The organism is Nonomuraea sp. NPDC003707 (genome assembly GCF_053587055.1).
Genome location: NZ_JBSFNK010000021.1, coordinates 180,044 through 203,650, shown reverse-complemented (window position 1 = coordinate 203,650; position 23,607 = coordinate 180,044). Strand labels below are relative to the sequence as shown.

The following is a 23,607-nucleotide window of genomic DNA, read 5'->3' as shown; positions in this document are numbered from 1 at the left end:
AGCCCGTCATGTTCGATTTCACCGGCAAGACCGTCCTGATCACCGGCGCCTCCGGCGCGCTGGGCACCACGCTGTCCGTCCAATTCGCGCAGGCCGGCGCGAACGTCGTCGCCGCGTCCCGCAGCCGCTACGACGAGGTAGCCGAGAAGGTCGGCGGCAACAGCCTCGGCGTCCGCCTCGACGTCACCAGCGAGACAGAGTGGGCCGAGGCGATCACCCGGACCGAGGAACACTTCGGACCATTGGACATCTTGGTCAACAACGCCGCCTACCTGCGCATCGGCACCACTGAGAGCATCCCGCTCGACGAGTTCCGGCGTGTGCTCGATACCAACCTCACCGGCGCACTGCTCGGCATCCGCGCTGCAGCCCCGTCCATGCGCAAAGCCGGCGGCGGCGCCATCGTCAACGTCAACTCCATCGCCGGGCTCACCGCCGCGCCCGGCCTCGTCGCCTACAGCAGCAGCAAATGGGCACTGCGCGGGCTCATGCGCGCCGCCGCCAAAGAACTCGCCCGCGACAACATCCGCGTCAACGCCGTCCATCCCGGCATCATCGAAACGCCCCTGGCCTACGACCCCGACGGCAACCCGATCGTCCCCGTCGACAACCTCGCCGTCCCCCGCAACGCGGCCCCCGACGAGATCGCCGACTTCATCCTTTTCACCGCCTCCGACCAAGCCCGCTTCGCCACCGGCTCCGAAGTCCTCGCCGACGGCGGCTACATGCTCGGCGCCATCGCCTGACAACAGGCAAGCTCATCACCGCATCGGGGGCAATCAAGCTCACCATTGTTCAGCCTCCGCTCGACGCAGGCGGCATTGACCTCTACCGTGACCACGTAGCGCCTCCGGCACTGTCACGCACGAGGTTGTCACTTCAGGGTGTGTAAAGATCATTTCTTATAGCTAGAGGCCGGTCTTCGCCTGATGCGGCCTGGATAGGCGATATCGAGTTCGATGAGTGCCTCGCGCCGGCCGATGGTGCGCTGTCCCTCGATCAGGCGTGCGGTGCTGTGCGAGTTCTTGATCTTGCCCGTCTTCTCCTTGTGCACAGTGCTCCCCTGAACACTTCGGGTGTTCGAGGTCCGTTGCGGTTCGGGGGAGCCCACCAGGAGATGTTCACATAGGGGAAGACGCGGAAGCGCAGGCGTAGCACTCGGCTCGTACGGTGCGCACCCATCGCTCGGCATAGCAGTTGCCCCGAGAGCACCGTCACGCCCGCGCCGGTGAAAACGGCGTCGAAGATACGGATGAGGAAGCGGAAGGAGCCGAGCCGCTCGCCGAGGTCCATGAGCAGGTAACGGGCCTGCTGGGCCGTCCAAGCGCCGGTCGGGTTCGTGGTCACGCCCGGGACGTGCACACGCCGCGTCGCCACCTCGATGAGGACCAGCACATGCAGCCGTTTGAGCAGTACCGTTTCCACCACCAGGAGGTCACACGCGACGATCGCGTGCGCCTGGGCGGCCAGGAACTGCCGCCGGCTCGGCCCGGCCCGGCGGGGCACCGGATCGATCCAGCCGCGTGCAGGATCTCCCACACCGTGGAGGCCGCGATCGGGTAACCCCAGGCGCGCCAGCTCACCCGGAATTCTCCTATGCCCCCAGGTCGGATTCTCCCGCGCCATCCGCACGATCAGCGCCTTGACCGGCCGACAGGTGCCGGGCCGTCCCGGGCGGCTCCTGCCGGTGAAGGTCCACTACGCGCTACGAGTTCACGGTGCCGACGCAGGATTGTCGCCGCCGGTGAGCGGGAACAGCTCCGCCCACCGTGGCGGTGGATCAGCCGGGACAACGCCGCAAGCCGGAGTCGGCCACCGAGTTGACGGCGGAGCACTTGGTTCTCCTGACGAAGCACCAGCAGCTCAACGTCCTTGGACAGATCAGAGCGGACCAGCACCGCCAGCAGGCCGAACAAGCTCCTCATCAACCGGTGGACAAGCGACAACACCACCGCGCGAAACTGGGTTTTCGAGCGGGACAGGTTCTCAGGAGAGCGGCCAGTTGCGTAGGGCGGCGTCGGCCAACTCCTGGAGTTCGTCGCGGCCGACACCGCTCGCGGCCTGCACGGCGATACCGAACGCCAGAGTGGTGACGTAGCGGGCCAGGAGCCCCGGATCGGTTTCCGGAGGAAGGTCGCCGTCGTCGACGGCTCGCTGGAACCGCTCTCGAACACAGGAGTAGGAACTGTTGCGCCAGGCGACGAGAAGGTCGCGGACTTCACGTCCGGAGTCGCTGGCGGCCAGAGCGCCCTGGACGCCCAGGCACCCGTGGGGATGGGCCGGGCGGGTGGTGGTTCGAACGGTGCCGGCCAGGATCGCGGTGGCGACGCCGAGGGCGGTCGGCTCCTCCAGAGCCTGCACCAGGTATGCGCTCGGGCCCTCGGTGTAGCGCTCCAGGGCCTTGCGGAACAGTTCTTCCTTGTTGCCGAAGGCCGCGTACATGCTGGTGGTGGAGATGCCCATCGCGTCCGCCAGGTGGGCCGTGCTGGCTCCCTCGTAGCCATGCTCCCAGAAGGTCAGCACGGCGCGCTCGAGAGCTTCGTCGGCGTCGAATTTTCGCGGCCGGCCCATGGAGCCGCTCTGCTTTCTCCCCACTCCTTCAGCCTACCGCCTTTTGCAGCGATCGTTACAGAAGTGCTAACGTCGGACTTCTGTAGCGATCGATGCAAAACTTGAAGGGGGCATCATCGTGGGGCTACTGGACGGTAAGACCGCTCTCGTCACTGGGGGTAGCACCGGAATCGGCCTGGCCAGTGCCGTGCGACTGGCGGCTGAGGGCGCGCACGTGTTCATCACCGGCAGGCGCAAGACCGAACTCGACGCCGCCGTCGAGGTGATCGGTTCAGCGGCTACCGCGGTGACCGGCGACATCGCGAACCTGGCCGACCTGGACCGGCTCTATGAGGCGATCCGCAGCCGGGGACGGGGCCTGGACGTCCTGTTCGCGAATGCCTCCGTCGCCGCGCTCGTGCCGCTCGAGCAGGTCTCTGAGGAGCACTTCGACACCCTGTTCGGTATCAACGTCCGGGGCATGCTGTTCACCGTTCAGAAGGCGCTGCCGCTGCTCAACGACGGCGCCTCGGTGATCTTGAACGGCTCCACCAACGTGGACGTCGGCGATGAGGGGCTCGGCGTGTACGCGGCGACCAAGGCCGCCACCCGACAGTTCTCCCGGACCTGGGCCAACGAGCTCAAGGGTCGCGGTATCCGGGTCAACACCGTCACGCCCGGCCCGACCGATACCCCTGCTTTGAGAGGGCTCACCCCCGACCCGGAGCAGTTCGAGCAGTACCTGGCTACGCGTGTGCCGCTGGGCCGGCTCGGGCGCCCGGAGGAGATCGCCGCGGCCGTGACCTTCCTCGCCAGCGAGCAGAGCAGTTTCATCACCGGTTCCAGCCTGTACGTCGACGGCGGCCTGAACCAGATCTGACAGGCGCAACGTCAGGGGCCGTGAAGGCCTCGCGTCCTGACGACATGTGGTCGGAGCCCCGACTCGGAGCTGCCAAACAGAAGGGTCATCTCATGTCCGACAGCGATCTACGCGCGTTCTACCTGCGCTACATCCAGGCGCTCAACGCCCACAGGTTCGATGGCATGGACGAGTTCATCAACGACCGGACCACGTTGAACGGTGAGCCGGCCACCCGGGACGACCTCATCGCGGTTCAGAAGGCTGACGTGGACGCGGTTCCGGACCTGCACTGGGAACTCAAGGAACTGCTCTTCGACGGTGACCGCCTGGCCGCGCGTCTGGTCAACACGGGCACTCCGATGAAGGAGTGGCTCGGTGTGGCTCCCACCGGCGCCTCGTTCGAAATCGTCGAGTACGCCATCTATCAGGTCCGCGACGGCCGGTTCGTGCATATGACGGCCCTGCACGACGCCGGCGAACTACACCGGCAGCTGACCGGCTGACCTCCGCGATCGGCGTCAGCAACCCGGAGAACGCCGCTGGGTCAGTGCAAGTCTCGGGCGCAGCTGAACGCGGTGGCGGCCGTCAGCACGGCTCAGGCCGACATCGCGCTCGACTTCCCGGGCCGGTGGCATAGATCGGAAAGCCGAACACATGGGGCGGACACGGCCGGCCCGGGCTGCTGTCAGACGCCGGCCGTGGCGGCATCGCTCCAGATATGTCGAAAGGAAAAGCATGACCATCACACTGATCACCGGGGCCAACAAGGGCATCGGCTTCGAGACAGCCAAACAGCTTCTGGAGTTGGGCCACGTCGTCTACATCGGCGCGCGTGACGTCGAACGAGGCGAGAAGGCCGCAGCAGCACTTGGCGCACGATTCGTTCAACTCGATGTGACCGACGACGCATCGGTGAGCAGCGCACTGGCGACGATCGACGCGGCTGAGGGCCGGCTCGACGTTCTGGTGCACAACGCGGGCATCTTGGGAGACGGAGTCATCGACGGCCCCACGGCTCTCCGCGTGTTCGACACCAACGCGGTGGGAATCGTGCGCGTCACGGAGGCGGCACTTCCCCTGCTGCGCAGATCATCGAACCCCAACGTGGTCACCGTTTCGAGCAGCGCCGGGTCATTTTGGGCAGTGAACAACCCCGACCGGCCGGAGTTCCACTTGCCCCTCGCGCTTTACTCCGCGTCCAAGTCAGCAGCCACCATGCTCACGGTTCAGTACGCCAAGGCCCAGCCGGGCATCAAGTTCAATGCAATCGAGCCCGGCACCACCGCCACCGACATGACCGCGGCCTTCGGAATCGGAAGGTCACCCGAAGAGAGCGCCAGAACTGTCGTACGCCTGGCAACCCTCGATGCGGACGGTCCAACAGGAACGTTCCGCGACGAAAGCGGGGAATTGCGCTGGTAGGCGCGTGGAAACGATCGAGGGGCAGCGCGACCGCGCTGCCCCTCGATCGTTTCCAATCGCAACAACAACCCAGCGACGGATTGCCCTCATGAAACAACGGAGTCAGGCCGCGCCGGTCGACCGGGGTGAGCAGGGCGGCCCACTCGGCATCGGTGAGAACGGCTTGAAGCATCAGGACATTCACCATGATCCGGGTGTTCGGCCGGCTGGTGCTCCTGGGCCGAAGCGAGGTGGCCAAGGATGCCGAGATTCTGGTGCTGCGGGATGAAATGGCGGTGCTGCGGCGTCAGGTCGTCCGGCCGAAGCCGGACTGGGACCGATCGAGCGCTCCTGGCTGCGCCGGCGCGGCTCTTGTCGCCCGGGCTGCGGGCTCATCGGCTGATGATGCCGGGCACCCTGCCGGCCTGGCACCGCCGCCTGGTTCGACGCCGGTGGACATATCCGAGCCGGTTCGGCCGTCCGAGGACGAGCAAGCGGGTCCGAGACCTGGTGCTGAGCCTGGCACGGGAGAACCCGACCTGGGGATGTCGCCGGGTGCATGGTGAGCTGGTCCGGCTCGGCTACCGCGTGAGCGAAGCGACCGTGCCACCCGGCGCGTGCACATCCTGGGTGTGACCGCCGACCCAACCGGCGCTTGGACGGCACAGCCGGCTCGCAACCTGCTCATGGAGTTTGGGAGGCGGATCGGCTCCTTCCGCTTCCTCATCCGTGACTGGGACGCCAAGTTGACCGATGTCTTCGACGAGGTTTTCGCCGACGGGGGAGTGGCGGTGGTGAAGACGCCGCCGCGGACGCCGCGGGCGAACTGCTACGCCGAACGATAGGTGCGCACCGTGCGGGCTGAGTGCTGATCTACGACGAACGGCATCTGCGGTTGGTGCTGATCGACTATGCCGATCACTACAACGGGCATCGCCCGCACCGGTCCTGTCGGCAGTTGTCGCCCGATCATGACGGGCGGACCGTCGTACCCCTGGAAGGTCCGATCAAGCGCAGGACGCTACTCGACGGGTTGATCAACGAGTACCACCGAGCCGCGTAGCCCTTTCGGAGAACTCCCAGCTCAAGCCGTATGCGATGAGTTTTGAACTGGTTAACTCGTTCAGGCACTCACCGGACCGGATGTGTCGCGTCGGTTCGCGGGACCCAGCCGACGAAGACGCCCTCGGGGCTGTGCGTCGACAGCGCCGCCGCGATCGAGCCGTGCAGGGTGGCGTCGTCGGGCAGCCTGAGGTGGTGCTCGTCCGGTTGGTCGTAGAGGGACAGGTCGAGCCGCGCCGACGGGTACCTGCGGACTCCGTCCACGACCGCCGCTTCGCCCTTGTACGACAGGGTGACCGAACGGAGCCTGGGCCAGGGGTGCTCGTTGAGGTGCCGCTCGGTGACGGTCAGGACGCCCATGGCTGCGGCCTGGAGATTTATGCGGATATATCCGGTGATGCCGACGATCACCACCAGCACCACGCCGACCATGAAGGCGATGTAGTCCGGGGCGTTCATCCCCCGGCCCTCGGGCAACATCGCGCCGATGACGCCGACCACGAGCAGCATGAGCACAGTGACGACGATCATCAGGCAGCCGAACATACCCCTGTTCTGCCGGAGCGCGACGGCCCGTAGGTCGAAGGCGGTTCCGTCGGGCGGCTGACGGACCGTCCTCGCCGCGACGGTGGACAGGCTCCATCTCTTGACGTCCTCCCGGCGGAGCAGCACCCCGCCGGCGATCCCGCACAACGCGGCCGCGACCCCGATCATCTGCGACGGGTACACCTCGCCGTCGGTGATGCCGATGGCCACGGCGGTGGCGGCGATCATGATCGGGCAGATCGCGAAGAGCGCCTTGCGCATCAGCCCGATCGCCATCGGGCCGCCCAGCCAGATCCGGGCAAGCCAGAAGTACCAGACCGAGCTCCAGAACACCCCCGCGAAGATCTCAAAGGGGGCGGCATCGTTCCGCCAGACGAGCACGACGCCACCGATGAGGCCGGGCCAGAGGATGGCAAGCAGGCCGACGGCCGACTTGTGGGCGAGGGGGCGCTGCATGCGCGGAATCCTAGCCTTCCCGGCATATCGCCCCAGACGGCGGACAGCAAAACGGTCGGCGTGTTTCCGCAAGGGAAGTGGACCGCGCACGGGCTGGGAGCGATGGATTCCGAACTTCCGATGCGACAACAGGGCCTTCGGCGCCGACGATTCGAATATCGAGGATGCAGGCGCGAGCATGGCGTCGTTTCATCAGATCGCGGTGCCACCGCACGACGGTATCGGGCCGAACGAGGAGCGTCGTGGGGCAGCGGTGCCAGGAGAGCGGCGAGGAAGGCTCGGTCTTCTGCTGAAGATCACGGATCTTTCGTAGAACGCTACAACAGGGCCAAGACCTGGGCGGATGGAACTTATCGGCAGGCGCAATGCCGATCGCGGCAGGGCGAGGCGGTTCGGGTGGCATGCCCGGAGCCGACCGGCGGGGCGGGTCAGGCGGATTCATGGGGTCCGACCCCGCGCCGAACGCCGAGCAGCTCGACCGCTGGGTCAAGGCAGGCGAGCTGCGCTACGTCCTGAGCGGCTCCGGCCAGGAACGTATGGTGGGCGGGCGGGGAAGCGGGGCGTCCCGTACGACCTGGATCACCAGCACCTGCGAGGCCGTGCCCGCATCGGAGTACGGCGGCGCGGAGCAGCAGAGCGTCACCTCGGACAGGTGGCCGTTCGGCGGTGGCCAGACCCTCTACTGATGCGGCGGCGACGCTTCACACGTAGCTCTCACCATGAGCGTGTAGAACGAGGTCGTGAACGAACAACCTGCCGCGAAAGTCCTGGTCGTCGATGACGAGCCGAACATTCGCGAGCTGCTGTCCGAAGCTCTGGAGCTGAACGGCTTCGCCGTGCGGACCGCCTCCGACGGACGCCAGGCGCTGGCGGAGGTGGCCCGCGAGCGGCCTGACATCATCGTGCTGGACGTGATGATGCCCGGCGTGGACGGGTTCGCGGTCGCCCGCAAACTGCGCGAAGCCGGCGACAGCCCCATGATGCTGTTCCTGACCGCCAGGGACACGGTGTCCGACCGGATCGCGGGGCTGACCGCCGGTGGCGACGACTACGTGACCAAGCCGTTCAGCCTCGAAGAGGTGGTGCTGCGGCTACGGGCCATCATGCGCAGGACGCGGCCCGTGGAGGAGCAGGCCGACGACGGCGTGCTGCGGTACGCGGATCTGGAGCTCGACGAGCAGGCCCACAGTGTGCGGCGGTCCGGGCGGCCGATTCATCTGTCACCGACGGAATTCAGCCTGCTGCGCTACCTGATGATCAACGCCGAGCGGGTGGTCAGCAAGGCGCAGATCCTTGACCGCGTGTGGGACTTCGACTTCGACGGCGAGAGCAGGATCGTCGAGTCCTACATCAGCTACCTGCGGCGCAAGATCGACGCCGATGGCCCGCCGTTGATCCACACGTTGCGTGGGGTCGGCTACCGGCTGCAGGGACCCTCGTGAAACCGGCCCTGCCCCTGCGGCATCGGCTGCTGATCGCGCTGCTGGGGCTGTGCGCCGCCGGACTGGCGGCCTTCGCCACGGCGAGCGTGCTGCTCCTGGACCGATCGCTGCTGGCGAGGGTGGACGCCCAGCTGACCGAAGCGGCCACCACGTTCGGCCGGCGCCCGGTACCCCCTCCGCCGCGGGTCGACATGGGCCGGGCCGTTGAGCTTCCGACGCAGTTCAGGATCGCCTTCTACAGTCCTTCCGGGGCTCTGCTGCGCAACCTGCCCACGGAGAACACGAATGGCCCGGCCATCCCCCCTGCCGTGATCTTCACGGTCGCGCGAGGTCCCGTCACCGTGCCCGCCAGGACGGGGTCGGAGCAGTGGCGCGTGCTGGTGAAGGACCTGCCCGACGGCACCAGACTGGCGGTGTCGATGTCGCTGGAGCCCAACCAGGCGACCGTGCACCAGATCCTGATCATCGAGGTGGCGGTGGGCAGCCTGGTGCTGCTGCTGCTCGGCACGCTCGCCCTCGCGGTGGTGCGCCTGGGGCTGCGCCCGCTCACCCGCATGGAACGTACGGCCGAGGCCATCGCCGGCGGAGACCTCGACCGCAGAGTCGGTGACACCGACCCGACAACCGAGAGCGGGCGGCTCGGCAGAGCGCTCAACATCATGCTGGAGCGCCTGGCGATGGCGCTGCGCGAGTCCGAACGCTCCGAACGGCGACTGCGGCACTTCGTCGCCGACGCCTCCCATGAACTGCGCACGCCGCTCACCTCGATCCGGGGCTTCGCCGAGCTCTACCACCACGGCCAAGGCCCCCGGGACCCGGCGGCCGAGCGCCTGCTGCGCAGGATCGAGGCCGAAGCCGCCCGCATGGGCGTCCTGGTCGAGGACATGCTGCTGCTGGCCCGCATGGACCAGGAGCCCACGCTGGAGCCTGCCGTCGTGGACCTGCACGTGCTGGCCGGGGACGTGGTGCACGCCGCCCGGGCCCGAGACCGCGATCGGCCCATCCGGCTGGCCGTCTCCGACGAACCGGTGTTCGTGCTCGGCGACGAACACCGGCTGCACCAGGTCATCGCCAACCTGGTCGGCAACGCCATCCAGCACACGGCCCCGGGAGCGGAGGTCCGGGTCGAAGTCGGCCCGCGCGCGGTCGCCGGGGTGCCCGCTCCCGGGGTGGTGCACGTCGGCTCCGGACCCGCCCCCCACGCCAGGGCCGCGCTGATCGAGGTGCGCGACGAAGGTCAGGGCATCGATCCCGAGCACCTGCCGTACCTGTTCGACCGCTTCTACCGCGCCGATGCGGGCCGCTCTCGCGACAGCGGTGGAACCGGGCTGGGCCTGGCCATCGCCGCGGCGCTCGTGCAGGCGCACCACGGCCGGATCGAGGTGACGAGCACCCCGCGCCGCGGCACCACCTTCCGCGTGCTCCTGCCACTCAAGCAGCCCGAAGACGGCTGAACCCTCCGTTCACCTTCACGTCAGATTCGGTTCACACATTATTCCCAGCTTCATGCTGTCGGATGTGTGCTGACGAAAGGAGGGACATGCTGGAAAGGTTCCGCAAACGAGCGGTTTCCGCCGCTGACGGCGCTGATCGGCCGGTGTCCGGTGCCGAGGTGGACGATGAGCTGGGTCACCGGCTGCGGGCGCCGAGCAAGCTGCACGCCTTCAACCGGTACGAGATCAAGTACCTCGTGGACGCGGCAGAGGCGGTCGAGCTGCGGGAGGAGATCGAGCAGCGGCTGGATCGCGACCGGTACAGCGGCGACGCGGGCTACGGCATCTGGAGCGTCTACTACGACACCCGACAGCTCCGCTTCTACTGGGAGAAGATCGAGGGGTTGAAGTTCCGCAGAAAGCTGCGCATCCGCCACTACGGTGACCGGTTCTCGGTGAACCTGGACACCCCGGTGTTCATCGAGATCAAGCAGCGGGTGAATCGGGTCACTCAGAAGCGGCGGGTACAGCTGCCGTACACCGACGCGCTGCGCCTGTGCGACGGGCGGCAGATGGTCGAGCACGACCCATCCCAGCGGGCCTTCCTGGAGGAGGTGCTCGACCTGGTGCTGCGCCTGGACCTGCGGGCCGTCGCGATGACCGGATACCAGCGGCACGCGTACGTGGGCCGCGACGCCGACGTGGGCCTGCGCGTCACCTTCGACCGCCGCATCCGCGGCCGTGACCGGGACTTCCACCTCGGCGCCGACGCCGAGAACCGGCTCATCGTGCCCGCCCGCAAGGCGATCGTGGAGGTCAAGGCGAACGAGCGCGTGCCGTACTGGCTGACCGACCTCACCGCCAAGCGGAACCTGCAGGTGGTGCGGGTCTCCAAGTACTGCCAGAGCGTCGAGGCCCACGGGCTGGCCCCGCGCTCGATCTTCCACATCCCCGGCCACGACGCCCACCAGGACGCCGGCCACGGTGCCGGCTACGACCTTGACCTCGACCGCCGCCGGTCGACCGTTCTCTCGGAGGCATGACCCCCCATGGACTTCTCCTTCCAGGACCTGTCCGGCACGTTCAGCGTGGCTGACATCGCGATCGCGATGTCCCTCTCGTTCGTGCTCAGCGCGATGATCGGCTGGGTGTACCGGGCGACGCACCGCAACGTCTCCTACAGCCAGTCGTACGTGCAGACGCTGGTCATCCTCGGCATGCTGATCTCGCTCATCATGCTGGTCGTCGGCTCGAACATCGCCCGCGCCTTCGCCCTGGTCGGCGCCCTGTCGGTGGTCCGCTTCCGCAACGCCATCAAAGAGACCCGCGACGTCGGGTTCATCTTCCTCGTGATGGGCGTCGGCATGGCCGTCGGCACCCGCTTCTACCTGCTGGCCATCGTGGCCGCCGTGGCGATCTCGCTGATCATCATGGTCATGCACCGGTTCAACTGGTTCCAGCTCAACGTGCGCCGCCAGGTCGTCAAGGTGCAGGTGCCTTCCGACGACGACTACACCCACGCCATCCAGGACGTCCTGGTGCGCCACACCGACGAGTTCGAGCTGGTCAGCATGGAGTCCATCAGGGCCGGCGCGCTCACGGAGCTGATGTACACCGTCAAGATCAAGAAGGGCAGCGAGCCGTCGGACGTCATCGCCGCCCTGCGCGAGCGCAACCACGGCCAGTCGGTCACCGTCCTGACCGGATACGACCAGACCGACCTGTAGGGGCACGCGCATGACAGCACAGCCCAAACGGCTCAAGCACCGCATCCCCGTCAAGCTCCGGCACAACTGGAAACTGGTCGCGCTGTGCACGGCGTTCCTGGCGGCGTGCTGGGGCGTGTTCGGCAGCGGAACCATCCGCCCATACGTAACCAGCGCCCAGGCCGCCGAGACCGAGACCGTCGTCACGAACCTGACCGGCACCAAGGACCTGTTCGACGCCTCCGTGGCGCACGACGTGAAGCTCACCTTCACCGACGCGGCGTACGAGGACATGCTGACGGAGTACTTCAAGGACGGCGAGAAGGAGTACGTCGAGGCGGACCTGACCATCGACGGCACCCGCATCCCCAGCGTGGGCGTCCGCCTCAAAGGCAACTCCACCCTGATGGGGCTGACCTGGAAGGGGCAGTCCAAGCAGCGCGGCATGCCCGGGGGCGGCCGGCGGCCCGAAGGGCTGCCGGAGGGCTTCCAGCCTCCCGAGGGCTTTCAACCGCCTGGCGATGGACAGCCCGCGGCCGGGCAACCCCAGGCCACGCGATCCCCGGCCGGGCAGCCACAGACCGGCCGCGATGGCGGCTTCGGCGGTGGTGGCGGGCCGGGGGGCTTCGGCGCCCAGCTCAAGGGCGAGGAGCCGGAGAACCTGCCGTGGCTGATCAGCTTCGACGAGTTCGTGGACGGCCGCCGCTACCAGGGCCACAGCCAGATGGCCGTGCGCCCGGCCTCGACGAGCTCGACGGCGATGCTGAACGAGGCGCTGGGCACCTCGGTGGTCGGCGCCGCCGGCGAGCCGACCCAGAGCTCCACCTACGCCTCCTTCACGGTCAACGACCGCTCTGCCGCGCCGCGGCTGCTGGTGGAGTACCTGGACGAGGGATACGCCGAAGGTCTCGGCAACGGCGTGCTGTACAAGTCGCTGGCCTCGGGGTCCTTCGACTACAAGGGCGAGGACCAGACCGAGTACACCGAGGACTTCAAGCAGATCAACAAGGTCGGCGGCAAGGACCTGCAGCCGGTCATCGACCTGGTCAGGTGGGTGAACGAAGCCTCCGACGCCGAGTTCGCCGAGGGTCTCGACGAGCGCCTGGATGTGGAGTCGTTCGCCCGGTACCTGGTCCTGCAGAACCTCATGGTGAACTTCGACGACATGGCGGGGCCCGGGCGTAACTACTACCTGTGGTACGACCTGGACGCCAAGAAGTTCAAGGTCGTCACCTGGGACCTCAACCTCGCGTTCAGCGGCAACGCGGAGAGCGGCGTGAACGACACGATCAGCATGGGCTTCGGCCGGGGACGCCCCCAGCAGACCCAGCAGCAAGGTCAGCAATCCCAGCAGGCTCGGGGCTTCACTCCGTCCGACGGCGGCGAGCAGACGCGCCCGGAAGGTGGCGGCGGCATGATGCGCATGGGCCATCCCTTGAAGGAGAAGTTCCTTGCGAACGCCACCTTCAAGAAGCTCTATGAGGAGCAGTACCGGGCCCTGTACACCAAACTGCTGGCCGGCGGCACCGCCTCCGGCCTGCTCGACGACCTCGTCGCGGCCTACAAGCTGAACGAGAAGGCCGACACCGCCAAGATCGAGGAAGAGGCGAAGACCCTGCGTACCTTCCTGCAGACCCGGACCAAGACCTTGGGCTCGGACAAGGCGATCAGCGGCACGTAACACCTCCGCAGCGATGGGTCCGCCGCGCCTCAGAGCCCCGGCGGACCCATCATCACCTGCGAGGGCCGCTCAAGGAAACACATCATGGACTCCATCGCCTGACCACCGTCACGCTCACCGTGCGTGATCCGGGAACGGGTGCCGAGGTGCGCTTGCCGATCGTCCCCGGCGTGACCACCTTCATGCGCTGCTCGACCGAGCACCACGACGTGACGGTTCAGAAGACCCCGTGTCCATGCTCCATCACACCTCCTGGCAGGTGGACGAGGTGGGCCGTGGAGCGACGGCCATGATCCCCGAGCATCGGCAGGAAAGGATCTTCCCTGCCGCCGCGTTGGCACGGTCGATCACCTTCCACTGCCCGGCGTGTTGGTAGTGGTAGTAGCCCCCTGTCCGGTGAGGCACTGCTGCACGACCGGGCCGAGGCGGGCCACCAGTTCATCGGTGGACGCGGAGGCGATCGGCTCGAGTCGTACGATGTAACGCGCTACTGCGAGGCCCAGGATCTGGACGTTCACCATGCCGGCCCGTAGCGCGGCGTCAGGCGTGTCGAGCATCGCCGCAAGCCGACTGGTGATTTCCCGGTCGATGAATTCGCGGAGTAGTGCTTCGGACGCCTCGTGAGTGGGGGCTGACCGGGTGAGCATCACGAGCGGCGTGCGGCTGGATTTGTCCAGGTTCTCCAAGAGCGTCCGGATGATGCGTTCGCCGATGTCATCGAGGCCGCCAGTGAAGATCGATTCGATGGCTGACAGCAGATGGGGGGGCATCTCCGTGGCCGCGGCGAACACGCCCTGCTTGGTTTTGAAGAAGTAGAACACCATGGCCGGATCGACCCCCGCCTGGGCGGCGACAGCGCGCACGGTCGTGCCGCCATAGCCGTGCTCGCGGAACAGTGCGCGGGCGGCTTCCAGGATCCGTTGCCTGCTTTCCGCGCCGGATCGCCAGCGTCCGGGGCGAGCAGAGGGACTGTGTTCTGTCATGACAGGGGCGAGTCTATCGGTTCTTTCCTCATCGCTTGGTGAAGCCATTCGCCCGGTGCGTGATACCTTGAACTTCATCAACCGGTGAAGAAAGGTCGGCAGGGTGAAGGTGGTCGTGGTAGGTGCGGGGCTTGGTGGGTTGACGCTGGCCCACGGGTTGCGACGGGCGGGAATCGAGGTCGTGGTATACGAGCGGGAAGCGGAGCAGGGGCGCCCGCAGGGCATCAGCCTGCATTTCGATGACCGTGGAACGGCTGCGCTGCGGGCGTGCTTACCGCCGCCGCACGTGGCGATGGCGGAAGCCACCATGGGCGGACCGCGCGAACAGAGGCTGCTCCTGTCCGAAGCAGATGGAAGGCTTGTGGTCGAGCGGAGCCAGCCGCTGGACGGCACATCGGGACCGGCGCGGCCCGGTCGGCAGGTACACCGGCCGCTGTTGCGGGCGGTGTTGCTGACCGGACTGGAGGACACGGTGCGGTTCGGGGCGGAGTTCACGCGGTTCGAACAGCGGCCCGACGGGACCGTCCGATCGTGGTTCGCCGATGGCAGCACGGACACCGCGGACGTGCTGGTCGGTGCGGACGGCATCGGTTCGGCCGTTCGCCGCCAGTACCTGCCTCACGTACGGGTGGTCGACACGGGGAAACGCATGCTGATGGGCGCGACACCACTGCGGGCCATGGCCGGTACCGGGCTACCCGAACTGATCGGCCACAGCCCCGCCAACGCACAGGCGCACGGCACGATGATGGCGATGGGCGTGCTGCGGTTCAGCCGGCCGCCGGTCGCCGCGAGTCAGGAGTGGCTGCCTGCTCTGCGCTCCCGCGTCGTCGCCGATGCCGAGGACTACATGATGTGGGCGCTGCCCGTCACGCAGGAACTGCTCGGTTCGGCCGAATCACCGGCCACGGTGTGGCGCCGGGCCCAGGAAGTGTCCGCCGGTTTTCACCCGACGTTGCGGATGCTCGTCGACAACGCATGGCCGAACCTCACGGTCGCGCTGCGGGGCGGGCTGATCCCGCCGATGCCGGCATGGCCGGCTGCTCCGGTGACGGTCATCGGCGATGCGATCCACGTGGCACCGGGTTTCGGCGGCAACTTGGCGATGCAGGATGCGCACCGCCTCTGCGATGAACTGGTCCAGGCCTCCCGTGGGCGGCAGAGTCTGCGCGCCGCGATCGGTGCTTACGAGGACGCGATGCGCCGCGACAGCTTCCCCACCCCCGACGTCACCGGAGACACCCCCCGTATGGTTCCCACCCCCGGCGGATCCGGCGGATCCAATGGTGCGGTGGTCGGCACATGAACTTCAACATGCTGACGCAGAAGTCGCTGTCCTTGTTCGCCGTAGTGGGCGGCTGGCGCACGCTCGCGGAATCCATTGCATCCCGAGCGCTGTTCGTGGTTGCCTATCTGATGACCGGCCGAGTAGTGATCTCCGCCCTGATCGCGGTCGGCGGTGTGTTCGTCTTCGCGGTGGCCCGGGTGTGGACCGACCGAAAGTACTGGCAGGCAGCCGGCGGGCTGCTCACGGTGGGCGTGTCTGCGTTCTTGGCCGGGAGTACCGGGGACGGGGTCAACTTCTACCTTGTCGGTGTGCTGGCCACCGTGGTCGGCGGGGCCGTGTTCCTGGTATCCATGCTGGTGGGGTGGCCGGTGATCGGGTTGGTGGTGGGGCAAGCGCGCGGTGAACGGTTCACCTGGCGGCGCGATCGTGCGAGGCGGCGCCGCTACCAGAAGTGCACGGCGGTCTTCGTGGCGAAATTCGCCCTCGGCGGCACGTTGATGGTGCCTCTTTACCTGGCCGGGAACGTGATCGTGCTCGGGATCGCCAGCACACTGCTGACCATGCCCGCAACCGCCGCCTGCGCCTATGTGAGCTGGCGGATCCTGCGCGCCGAAGCGGACCCCACGGGGGCTGAACCCACAGCTCCCATGCCGATCCGCGGTTAACAGCTGCAACCGGTTCGGCCGTTGGATGTTCCGGCACGCCGCACCTTCTACAACACCGTCCGGCTGCACGGGGGCATCGGCTACGTCACCCCCGACGACGAACACCACGGCCACGGTGAAGCGATCCGGGCGCCCGCCGCACCGGGATGACGGCCGCACACGAGGCTCGGGTTGCAGCCTGGCGAGAACTACGCCAAGATCCCCCATAATCCCCTCCGGAACCTGCACCCTCCTGCTCGTGGAGAGCCCGGAGGACGCCGAGCGCGATGAGGTCGGAGGAAGCGAAGATCGCGCCGGGCCGGTCGTCCGCCGCGGCGAGTTCGAGGCCGGCCCGGTAGCCGCCTTCGCGGGTGAACGGTGCGTACAGGCCTGGCGAGGCGACCACGCCGTGTGTGGCGCAGGCGTCGCGCCAGCCACGATGCCGCGGCTCCTCGGCTCCACCTCCGACGAACCCGACACGCTGGTGCCCGTGAGCGATCAGGTGCTCGGTCGCTTCGAACGCGCCCCGATAGAGGTCGACCCCGGGCAGCGGACTTGTCGTGTTCGGCTGCACCCACGGCAGGCCGACCAGGTCAAGTCCGGATGCGTCCACCGAACGCGAACCCGGCACGATGAGCGCTCCGTCGACCTGGCGGGCGGCGAGCTCGCGGAACCGCTCAAGCAGCTTGCCCGGCTCGGGAGCGTCGGTCGTCACGTAGAGCGCGTATCCCCGTGATCGCGCCGCTTCTCGACGGCGTGGGCGAACTCCGTGAAGAACGGGTTGGTGTACACGGGAGCATCGTCGTCTTCCGGGAAGTCCAGGGCGATGGTACGGGCGGAGCCGGACTTGAGGGTGCGCGGCGTGCCACATCTCTGCGCGTGACCTTGCGGCCCGGGACGCCTTCGCGCTCGGCCACGTCTCCCTCCCCGGGCCGCGAGTCGTCAATCCGCCTGGACCATCTACCGCAGCGGACTGCCGACGGGGACGGGAGCTCGGCTGGCTGCTCGACCAGTTCGAGCAGGCGCCGGATCACCTGTTCGACACCGCCGAGCAGGTGCGGCTCGACACGTGGCACCAGGGCAGGGTGGTGCTCGTCGGCGACTCGGCTTGGTGCCTGACCCTCTACTCCGGGATGGGGGCCTCCAGCGGCCTGGCCGGGGCCGACATGCTGGGCACGATGCTGGAGCGGTATCCCGGAGACGTGCCGCGGGCGCTGCGGGTCTGGGAGGCGAAACTCCGCCCTTCATCGAGTTCCACCAGGGCTCCGGCATGGCCATGCGCAAGCTCTTCGTCCCGGCCGACCGCACCGAGTACGGGATCCGGTTCGTCTTCGACCACGTCGCGGGGACGACGCTCGGCAGAACGCTCCTCTCGGAGGCCGAGCACCGCAGCAAGGCTTCCCGGATGAAGACGGTCGACATCGGCCTGAGGTGACCCGGGCCTCGGGGCCCGCCGCACGGTTGGGTTCACCTCCGTGAAGCCCGGTAGCATCATGCCGCCGAAGAGCGAAGGGGAGGAACCACGACGGTGAGCCGGCTGATCGAACACGACTCCGTCAAGGCGGCCAGAATCCTCGACAGCGCGCGCGAGCTGGTCCTCGAACACGGCGTCCGCAAGGTGACCATCGCCGAGATCGCCGCGGCCGCGGGCGTGGGCAAGGGCACGGTCTACCTGTACTGGGAGACCAAGGAAGACCTGCTCGTGGGGCTGGTCGCGCGCGAGGTACTGGCCTGGCTCGAGACCATCAACAACCAGATCGCCCAGGACCCGCAGTCCGTCCTGCCCCGCCGTCTCGCTCCGCTGCTCATCCGCACGACCCTGGGCAACCCGTGGCTGCGGTGGCTCATGAGCAACGACAGCGCCCTGCGGCAGCTGCTCCACCGCCCCGCCGACCGGGAGCGCTTCGTCGAGGCCACCCCGAGCGCGTTGGGCAACGCGGTCGTGACGATCCTGCGCGACCACGGGATCGTGCGCGACGATCTCCCGCTGTCCAGGCAGATGTACGCCCTGCACGCCATGCTGGTCGGGTTCAGCACCGTCATGAACGACCCCGATGTCGCAGGCCCGCTCAGCGTCGACGATCCCGAAACCGCACTCGCCGACACCGTCCACCTGCTGCTCGAACGGCGTCGAGACCCCGCCGCGCGCGATGTCGCCAAGGCCGCGGAAGCGGTGCGGGCCCGGTTCACCGAGATTCACGACAACCTCCTGGGACTCGTTGCGGCGGGCGCCGCCGGAACCAGATGACCCGCGCCCTCAAGGCCGTGCCGTTCAGCTGCGGATCAGCCGACGCAGCGTAGGCCGGGCCGCGTGCCGTCCAACATGGCCAGTCGTGTCCTGTCTCACTGGATCCGGCGCGATCTGGGGCTTGATCGACAACGAACGGCCAGTGGCGTTGGCGAGCCGACACGGGCGGAGTTGCCGCCGTCCACCCTCTCCTGGGCGCGCCGCAGGCTGATCTCGGCCCTGGCACCGGCCCGTACCTCGTCGGCCGGCGTGTAGATCGTTCCTGTGGTGGAGCAGTAAACGACCGCGAGGTTCGCGGTCGTTCCCGCGCGAGTCACCTTCCTCGCAAAATTAGTATTGATTGATACTATCGCAAATGATACGGTAGTGGATGTGTAGAACCAGAAGCGCTGCACGGATGTCCCGGCCCGTGCCACGAGGGTGCCCCGCTTCGGCGCCGACCGAAGTGGCGGCCCCGTTTTCTCCAGGCACCACACACCACGAGAAGAGACATGACCAACCAGTTCCGCCTCGGCGGCGACCGTATGATCGACCGGCTCGGTTTCGGCGCCATGCGCCTACCCCAGAGCGGCTTGGGCGGACCCGCCCGCGACCCCGAGTCCGGTCGCGCCGTCCTGCGCCGAGCCGTTGAACTCGGCGTCAACCACATTGACACCGCCGACTTCTACCGCACCCAGGACGGCTCGGTACGCGCCAACACCCTGATCCGTGAGGCTCTGTCTCCGTACCCGGACGATCTGGTCATCGCCACCAAGGTCGGCCCGGTCTTCGGTCCCGGCGGTCCCGGCCAGGGCACCGCCGCCGATCTTCGGCCCCAGGTCGAAGCCAACCTCCAGAGCCTGGGCCTGGATCGCCTCGACCTGGTCTACCTGCGCATCGGCACGGTGGGGCCGCCCCACGGCGAGTCGCTCGCCGAACGCTTCGAGGCGCTCGCCTCGCTCCGCGAGCAGGGCCTGATCCGCCACCTGGGCATCAGCAACGTCGATGCCGGCCATCTCGCCGAGGCCCGCACGATCGCTCCCGTCACGGCCGTCCAGAACGACTTCCATATCGCCAACCATGACGAGACGGCCGTCCTGGACGCCTGCACGCAGGCCGGCATCGCCTTCGTCCCCTTCTTCCCCCTCGGCGGCGGCAGGGCCGACTTCAACGACCCCGCCCTGGTCAAGGTCGCCGCGCGGCACCGCGCCACCGTCCAACAGATCGCCCTGGCCTGGCTGCTGGCCCTGTCCCCGATCGTCCTGGCCATCCCGGGCACCGGTTCCGTGGCCCATCTGGAGGAGAACCTGGCCGCCCGGTCGATCACCCTCACCGAGGAGGACCTCGCCGACCTGACCTGATCGCAACGGGCCGCATCGTTCGCTCCCCCCTTCGCGGCGACGACTCAGACGAACAAGTTGGCCGACGGAGTCACCGATTCGGTGACCGCCCGGTCTTGGTTGAGGAATCGAGCGCCGTGGTGAGAGAGGGCGGAGCATGAGGGTTACATATCGCCGGAGATTGGCCTCCTCGGCCCTCAATGGCGTCAGCGAGGGCGACTCGCCGGGTGGTCACGGCGATGCGCAGCGTCAAGCCATGACGGACGACGAGAGGACGCGCTCCTCGTCATCGAGCCGCCCGGACGCGGGCCCGCAGCCGGTGGGTTTGCGCGCCCTTCCCCGTCCCGTGGCGGTGGTGGTCGGGGGCGGGGGAGTGCTCGGGGCTGCGCAGGTCGGCGTCGGGTGGGCATTGGAGCAGCGAGGATTCGTCCCGGAACTGATCATCGGCACCTCGGTGGGAGCCCTCAACGGAGCGATCGCGGCCGCACACCCCGGCAAGGCCGCACCATGGCTGGATCGCGTGTGGACCCAGGCGCGTCGCCGTCAGGTGTTTCCGTTCGGCTATCTGTCCTCGCGGGCCAGCATCTGCGCGGACCGCGGCCTGCGCAGACTGATCGCTCGGGCGGAGCTGCCGTCGCGGATCGAACAGCTGGAGATCCCCTTCGCCGCGGTGGCAACGGATCTGGCCACCGGCGACCAGGTGCTGCTCGACCATGGAGATCTCGAGTCCGCGCTGCTGGCCAGCGCGGCCGTTCCGGGGGTCCTGCCCCCGGTGGAACGGGACGGCCGGACGCTTGTCGACGGCGGGGTGATCGCCTACGTCCCGGTACGGGCTGCTCTGCAAGCAGGGGCGGCCAGCGTGCTGGTGCTGTCGACCGGGCCGGCGAGCTGTCCGCTGCGCCCGATCGTCCCTCCCCTGCGGGCCGGCGCGGTCGCCGCCCGGGCAGGGCAACTGCTGTGGCACCATCAGATCGAGCGCGACCTGCACGACGTATCCGAACAGATTCCGACCGTCGTGCTGCCGACCGGCATCGAGGCCTGGCCCGCCCCGTGGGACTTCGGCCAATCCCACCGACTGATCGAGACTGCTTGCCTCGAAGCGGGCCGCTTTCTCGACGGGCTGCGCATCAGTGGGCCCGGCCTGTATCGGGTTGACGGGTCTCCTGCGGCACCGGCCGGCCTGGGCCAGGCACGGACCGCCTCCGCAGCGGGGGTCGGCCGGTGAGTACCATCGCGTTCCTCAACATCGCCATGCACGGGCACGTCAATCCGACGCTGCCGGTCGTAGCCGAGCTTGTCCGCCGTGGCCACTTCGTCACGTATCACACCTCGCCCGCGTTCTCGAAGGAGATCGAGGCCACCGGTGCGGCCGTGTGCCTCTACCCCGGGGGTGACCAACCGCTTCCCGATCCGCCGATACCCCTCACGATGCTGGACGGGCTTGCGCGCACTGCCGTCGGTCTGCTGCCGCCTGTGCTTTCCGATCTGCGTCGCATCCGGCCTGACCTGATCGTCCACGGCGCCGCCTGCCCCTGGGGCGCAGTCGCCGCCCGCGAACTCGGGGTGCCGGCGGCAGCGTTGTTCACCACGTTCGCGTTCAACAGGTATGCGCCCAGCCCCACCGCCGCCTCGTGGGAGCTGCTGGCCGCGGCGGCGGCCCGGCCCCGCAATGTCCGGGGCTACCTGCGGTCGCGGTGGGAGTTGTACCGCCGCCACGACACCCGTGGGTTGCCGCTGCTGGACCTGGCGAACGTACGGCAGCCGCTCAACCTGGTCTTCACCTCGCGCGCGTTCCAGCCCGGCGTCGACGCCTTCGACCGGTCGTACCAGTTCGTCGGCCCGAGCATTGGCGTCCGTCCACCCGACCCGTCGTTCCCGGCCGACAGCCTGCAAGCTCCGGTGCTGTACGCCTCGGTGGGCACGGTGCTGAAAGCCGCCCCGCGGTTGCTGCGTAACTTCGCCACCGCGCTGGCACCACTGGGCGGCACCGTGATCATCTCCACCGGAGAGACGGATCCAGCCGCGCTGGATCCGCTGCCGGACAACGTGCATGCTCGCCGCTTCGTACCGCAACTCGAGGTGCTGGCCCGTGCTGCGCTGTTCGTCACTCACGGAGGGATGAACAGCGTCAACGAGGCCCTGTACGCCGGGGTTCCGATGCTGGTGGTCCCGCAGGGCGCAGATCAGCCGCTCGTGGCCCGGCAGGTGGTCGAGCTCGGCGCCGGGCTGTCGATCCGTCCCCAGGACGCCGCGGCGGGACCCGTGAACGCCCTCGCCCGACGCCTGCTCGACGAGCCACGCTTCCGGGCCGCGGCGGCCCGCTTGCAGGTCGACCAGCGCGCGGCCGGCGGCTGTCTGCGCGCCGCCGACGAACTCGAGCGCTACCTGCACCGGGCCGGCCGTGGCAGCCGGCCGGACCCGGCGGACTCGACACGGGAGCACTGAGCGATGTCACCCGTCGTTGTCGTCCTGCTGTTGTTCGCCGGCCTGTCCGAGGCCGTCGGGCGGTTCCTGCCCCTGGTGGCTCGCCGGCCCGGCGTGTCGCGGCCCCATGCGATCCTGCTCATGCTGACCGGTGCCCTGGTCGAGGGCGCTGCGTTCGCTCTGTGGCCGCTGACCGCATGGACCCTTGCCGAGCTGGTGCTGTCCGCTCCGTTGTCGGTCGTTGCCGCGTTGACCTGGACACCCGGCCTGGTCGCTCCGCTACTTCTCGCCGCCGTCCTCGCGTTCCCGCTGCTCGGGCCCCTGCTGCACCTGCTGCTCCTCGGGGGAGTCGGGGCCGGCCTCGTCGCCCCGCTCGCCACCGCGACGGGGCTGGGCTGGTGGGCTGCCGCGGGTTGCGTGGCCGTCGCCGGAGTCGGGCTGGCGGCCGCCATCGATGCTGTACGGCGCCTGGTCGTGAAGATCAACACTACCGGGTCGCAGGAGCTGGTCACATGATCGAGATCCCGCTTCTCGTCCTGCTGCTTGGTCCGGTCCTGCTCGCCGAAGCTCTGCTCGCCCGCTACGAGGTCACGGCCTACACCGTCGGCTGGCGTACTCCTGCCACCGAGCTGCCGGAGGGCATCCCCTATGCCCGAGGTGCGGATCCCGATCGTCCTCCGGACGCTTACCTGGTCTATCTGGACGGCATCGGGAAACGTCGCTTCCGCGACACCCGCGACGGGGGCCAGCTTGTCCAAGCCCTGATCGCCGGTGCGCCCGAGCTGCGGGTGCTGGGTCAGGTGCAGCCCTACTCTCCGCTGGCCGACCCGCTCGCCGACCGGCCGGTGTGGGCGTGGCTCCGTCACCGCATCGGGCTCCTGCTGTTCCTGCACAACGTCATGCAGATCTTCGTGGCCGCCGACCACAGGTACCGTCCCCTGTACAACCGCGCCGTGGGCACCCAGATCGTCAACCAGCTGCGCCGGGCGGGGTACCAGCCCGACAGCGGCATACCCGTGGTGCTGCTCAGTTACAGCGGTGGCGCCCAGGTCGCCACCGGCGCGGTTGAAGAACTGCACACCCGGCTGCGGGCACCGCTCCTGCTGATCACCATCGGTGGGTTCCACAACGGCGCCAACGATCTCACGCACGCCGATCACCTGCATCAGCTCACCAGCGCGAGCGACTGGATCGAGCGGGTCAGCACCTGGATCTTCCCTCAGCGTTGGCGGCTGTTCCGCCGCAGCGGATGGAACCGGGCCGGCCGCGCCGGAAAGATCACCGTACACGGGCTTGACCCGGCCACCCACATGGGGCGGCGCAGCTACATCAGTCCAGAGGCGCGGCTGCCCGATGGCCGCAGCTTCCTCGGCTGCACCGCCGACACTGTGATCGAACTCATCCGTGCCCACTGCGGCGCGCCTGCTGCGACGGATGATCCGTGGCTTGAAGGGCCGACCCGGGCCCACAGTGCAGGATGGGCGTTGAATGCCTCTTCATCGGCGACCCACTGGGCCGAGACGTCCGAGACAGACAGCGCGTGACAACGGCGGGCCTCGGGC

Annotated in this window: 28 protein-coding genes; 22 read left to right on the top strand and 6 right to left on the bottom strand. The window is 68.2% G+C overall.

The annotated features are described in order from the left end of the window. Positions 1-8 precede the first annotated feature (8 nt). On the top strand, positions 9-746 hold the full coding sequence (locus ACWDRB_RS41620; RefSeq protein ID WP_449903436.1) for an SDR family NAD(P)-dependent oxidoreductase: 738 nt from the start codon (positions 9-11) through the stop codon (positions 744-746). Between the two features lie 253 nt (positions 747-999). Here ACWDRB_RS41620 and ACWDRB_RS41615 read toward each other — a convergent pair whose 3' ends face one another. Together ACWDRB_RS41615 and ACWDRB_RS41610 are read right to left on the bottom strand one after the other, a co-directional pair. Further along, the gene (locus ACWDRB_RS41615; RefSeq protein ID WP_449903477.1) at positions 1,000-1,632 is read right to left on the bottom strand and encodes a hypothetical protein; all 633 of its coding nucleotides are present in this window, start codon (positions 1,630-1,632) and stop codon (positions 1,000-1,002) included. Positions 1,633-1,986: 354 nt separating this feature from the next. Continuing rightward, complete coding sequence (locus tag ACWDRB_RS41610) at positions 1,987-2,595, bottom strand: TetR/AcrR family transcriptional regulator (RefSeq protein ID WP_449903433.1); 609 nt, start codon at positions 2,593-2,595, stop codon at positions 1,987-1,989. 94 nt (positions 2,596-2,689) lie between these two features. Here ACWDRB_RS41610 and ACWDRB_RS41605 point away from each other — a divergent pair, with 94 nt between their 5' ends. The 6 genes from ACWDRB_RS41605 to ACWDRB_RS41580 all read left to right on the top strand — a co-directional run bounded on the left by ACWDRB_RS41605 (position 2,690) and on the right by ACWDRB_RS41580 (position 5,876). Continuing rightward, the gene (locus ACWDRB_RS41605; protein WP_449903430.1) at positions 2,690-3,430 is read left to right on the top strand and encodes an SDR family NAD(P)-dependent oxidoreductase; all 741 of its coding nucleotides are present in this window, start codon (positions 2,690-2,692) and stop codon (positions 3,428-3,430) included. A gap of 92 nt (positions 3,431-3,522) precedes the next feature. Beyond that, the gene (locus ACWDRB_RS41600; RefSeq protein ID WP_449903427.1) at positions 3,523-3,915 is read left to right on the top strand and encodes an ester cyclase; all 393 of its coding nucleotides are present in this window, start codon (positions 3,523-3,525) and stop codon (positions 3,913-3,915) included. Between the two features lie 232 nt (positions 3,916-4,147). Continuing rightward, positions 4,148-4,834 (top strand): SDR family NAD(P)-dependent oxidoreductase, encoded by a 687-nt coding sequence (locus ACWDRB_RS41595; protein ID WP_449903424.1) that lies wholly within the window; start codon positions 4,148-4,150, stop codon positions 4,832-4,834. A gap of 185 nt (positions 4,835-5,019) precedes the next feature. Beyond that, positions 5,020-5,379 carry a hypothetical protein gene (locus ACWDRB_RS41590; protein WP_449903422.1) on the top strand — a complete coding sequence of 120 codons (360 nt, stop codon included), beginning with the start codon at positions 5,020-5,022 and terminating at the stop codon, positions 5,377-5,379. A 51-nt stretch (positions 5,380-5,430) separates the two neighbouring features. Then, positions 5,431-5,658 carry a hypothetical protein gene (locus ACWDRB_RS41585; protein WP_449903420.1) on the top strand — a complete coding sequence of 76 codons (228 nt, stop codon included), beginning with the start codon at positions 5,431-5,433 and terminating at the stop codon, positions 5,656-5,658. A 20-nt stretch (positions 5,659-5,678) separates the two neighbouring features. Next, positions 5,679-5,876, top strand: a complete 198-nt coding sequence (locus ACWDRB_RS41580) for a hypothetical protein (protein ID WP_449903418.1) — start codon at positions 5,679-5,681, stop codon at positions 5,874-5,876. A 68-nt stretch (positions 5,877-5,944) separates the two neighbouring features. Here the strand turns inward: ACWDRB_RS41580 and ACWDRB_RS41575 are convergent, their stop codons facing one another. Further along, positions 5,945-6,877 (bottom strand): hypothetical protein, encoded by a 933-nt coding sequence (locus ACWDRB_RS41575; RefSeq protein WP_449903416.1) that lies wholly within the window; start codon positions 6,875-6,877, stop codon positions 5,945-5,947. Positions 6,878-7,317: 440 nt separating this feature from the next. On the opposite strand from ACWDRB_RS41575, the gene ACWDRB_RS41570 reads away from it, so the two are divergent. The 6 genes from ACWDRB_RS41570 (at position 7,318) to ACWDRB_RS41545 (ending at position 13,139) form a co-directional block, all read left to right on the top strand. Beyond that, positions 7,318-7,563, top strand: a complete 246-nt coding sequence (locus ACWDRB_RS41570) for a hypothetical protein (RefSeq protein ID WP_449903414.1) — start codon at positions 7,318-7,320, stop codon at positions 7,561-7,563. A 54-nt stretch (positions 7,564-7,617) separates the two neighbouring features. Then, positions 7,618-8,319, top strand: coding sequence for a response regulator transcription factor (locus tag ACWDRB_RS41565; RefSeq protein WP_397370550.1), 702 nt, complete (start codon positions 7,618-7,620; stop codon positions 8,317-8,319). Further along, positions 8,316-9,773, top strand: a complete 1,458-nt coding sequence (locus ACWDRB_RS41560) for a sensor histidine kinase (RefSeq protein WP_449903411.1) — start codon at positions 8,316-8,318, stop codon at positions 9,771-9,773. Before ACWDRB_RS41565 ends, ACWDRB_RS41560 begins: the two co-directional genes overlap by 4 nt. A gap of 86 nt (positions 9,774-9,859) precedes the next feature. Further along, positions 9,860-10,795: a VTC domain-containing protein gene (locus ACWDRB_RS41555; RefSeq protein WP_449903409.1), complete on the top strand. Its 936-nt coding sequence runs from the start codon at positions 9,860-9,862 to the stop codon at positions 10,793-10,795. A gap of 6 nt (positions 10,796-10,801) precedes the next feature. After that, positions 10,802-11,479 carry a DUF4956 domain-containing protein gene (locus ACWDRB_RS41550; RefSeq protein ID WP_355199756.1) on the top strand — a complete coding sequence of 226 codons (678 nt, stop codon included), beginning with the start codon at positions 10,802-10,804 and terminating at the stop codon, positions 11,477-11,479. Between the two features lie 10 nt (positions 11,480-11,489). Continuing rightward, positions 11,490-13,139, top strand: a complete 1,650-nt coding sequence (locus ACWDRB_RS41545; protein ID WP_449903407.1) for a CotH kinase family protein — start codon at positions 11,490-11,492, stop codon at positions 13,137-13,139. 347 nt (positions 13,140-13,486) lie between these two features. On the opposite strand, the gene ACWDRB_RS41540 is transcribed toward ACWDRB_RS41545, so the two are convergent. Next, positions 13,487-14,122, bottom strand: coding sequence for a TetR/AcrR family transcriptional regulator (locus tag ACWDRB_RS41540; protein ID WP_449903405.1), 636 nt, complete (start codon positions 14,120-14,122; stop codon positions 13,487-13,489). A gap of 103 nt (positions 14,123-14,225) precedes the next feature. Here ACWDRB_RS41540 and ACWDRB_RS41535 point away from each other — a divergent pair, with 103 nt between their 5' ends. Then, entirely contained in the window at positions 14,226-15,428 is a 1,203-nt protein-coding gene (locus ACWDRB_RS41535) for an FAD-dependent oxidoreductase (protein ID WP_449903403.1), read from the top strand. Then, positions 15,425-16,075, top strand: coding sequence for a DUF3159 domain-containing protein (locus tag ACWDRB_RS41530; RefSeq protein ID WP_449903400.1), 651 nt, complete (start codon positions 15,425-15,427; stop codon positions 16,073-16,075). The genes ACWDRB_RS41535 and ACWDRB_RS41530 overlap by 4 nt, the downstream gene beginning before the upstream one ends. An 85-nt stretch (positions 16,076-16,160) precedes the next feature. On the opposite strand, the gene ACWDRB_RS41525 is transcribed toward ACWDRB_RS41530, so the two are convergent. Next, positions 16,161-16,925, bottom strand: coding sequence for a substrate-binding domain-containing protein (locus ACWDRB_RS41525; protein WP_449903398.1), 765 nt, complete (start codon positions 16,923-16,925; stop codon positions 16,161-16,163). A 252-nt stretch (positions 16,926-17,177) separates the two neighbouring features. After that, positions 17,178-17,312 (bottom strand): hypothetical protein, encoded by a 135-nt coding sequence (locus tag ACWDRB_RS41520; protein ID WP_449903396.1) that lies wholly within the window; start codon positions 17,310-17,312, stop codon positions 17,178-17,180. Positions 17,313-17,324: 12 nt separating this feature from the next. On the opposite strand from ACWDRB_RS41520, the gene ACWDRB_RS41515 reads away from it, so the two are divergent. The 7 genes from ACWDRB_RS41515 to ACWDRB_RS41485 all read left to right on the top strand — a co-directional run bounded on the left by ACWDRB_RS41515 (position 17,325) and on the right by ACWDRB_RS41485 (position 23,589). Next, positions 17,325-17,489 carry a hypothetical protein gene (locus ACWDRB_RS41515; protein ID WP_449903393.1) on the top strand — a complete coding sequence of 55 codons (165 nt, stop codon included), beginning with the start codon at positions 17,325-17,327 and terminating at the stop codon, positions 17,487-17,489. Positions 17,490-17,582: 93 nt separating this feature from the next. Further along, positions 17,583-18,302, top strand: coding sequence for a TetR/AcrR family transcriptional regulator (locus ACWDRB_RS41510; RefSeq protein WP_449903391.1), 720 nt, complete (start codon positions 17,583-17,585; stop codon positions 18,300-18,302). Positions 18,303-18,793: 491 nt separating this feature from the next. After that, entirely contained in the window at positions 18,794-19,642 is an 849-nt protein-coding gene (locus ACWDRB_RS41505; RefSeq protein WP_449903389.1) for an oxidoreductase, read from the top strand. A 235-nt stretch (positions 19,643-19,877) separates the two neighbouring features. After that, positions 19,878-20,846, top strand: coding sequence for a patatin-like phospholipase family protein (locus tag ACWDRB_RS41500; protein ID WP_449903387.1), 969 nt, complete (start codon positions 19,878-19,880; stop codon positions 20,844-20,846). Beyond that, positions 20,843-22,066, top strand: coding sequence for a macrolide family glycosyltransferase (locus ACWDRB_RS41495; protein WP_449903384.1), 1,224 nt, complete (start codon positions 20,843-20,845; stop codon positions 22,064-22,066). Before ACWDRB_RS41500 ends, ACWDRB_RS41495 begins: the two co-directional genes overlap by 4 nt. A gap of 3 nt (positions 22,067-22,069) precedes the next feature. Beyond that, positions 22,070-22,561 carry a hypothetical protein gene (locus ACWDRB_RS41490; RefSeq protein WP_449903382.1) on the top strand — a complete coding sequence of 164 codons (492 nt, stop codon included), beginning with the start codon at positions 22,070-22,072 and terminating at the stop codon, positions 22,559-22,561. Next, positions 22,558-23,589 carry a hypothetical protein gene (locus ACWDRB_RS41485; protein ID WP_449903381.1) on the top strand — a complete coding sequence of 344 codons (1,032 nt, stop codon included), beginning with the start codon at positions 22,558-22,560 and terminating at the stop codon, positions 23,587-23,589. The genes ACWDRB_RS41490 and ACWDRB_RS41485 overlap by 4 nt, the downstream gene beginning before the upstream one ends. The last annotated feature ends 18 nt before the right edge of the window (positions 23,590-23,607 follow it).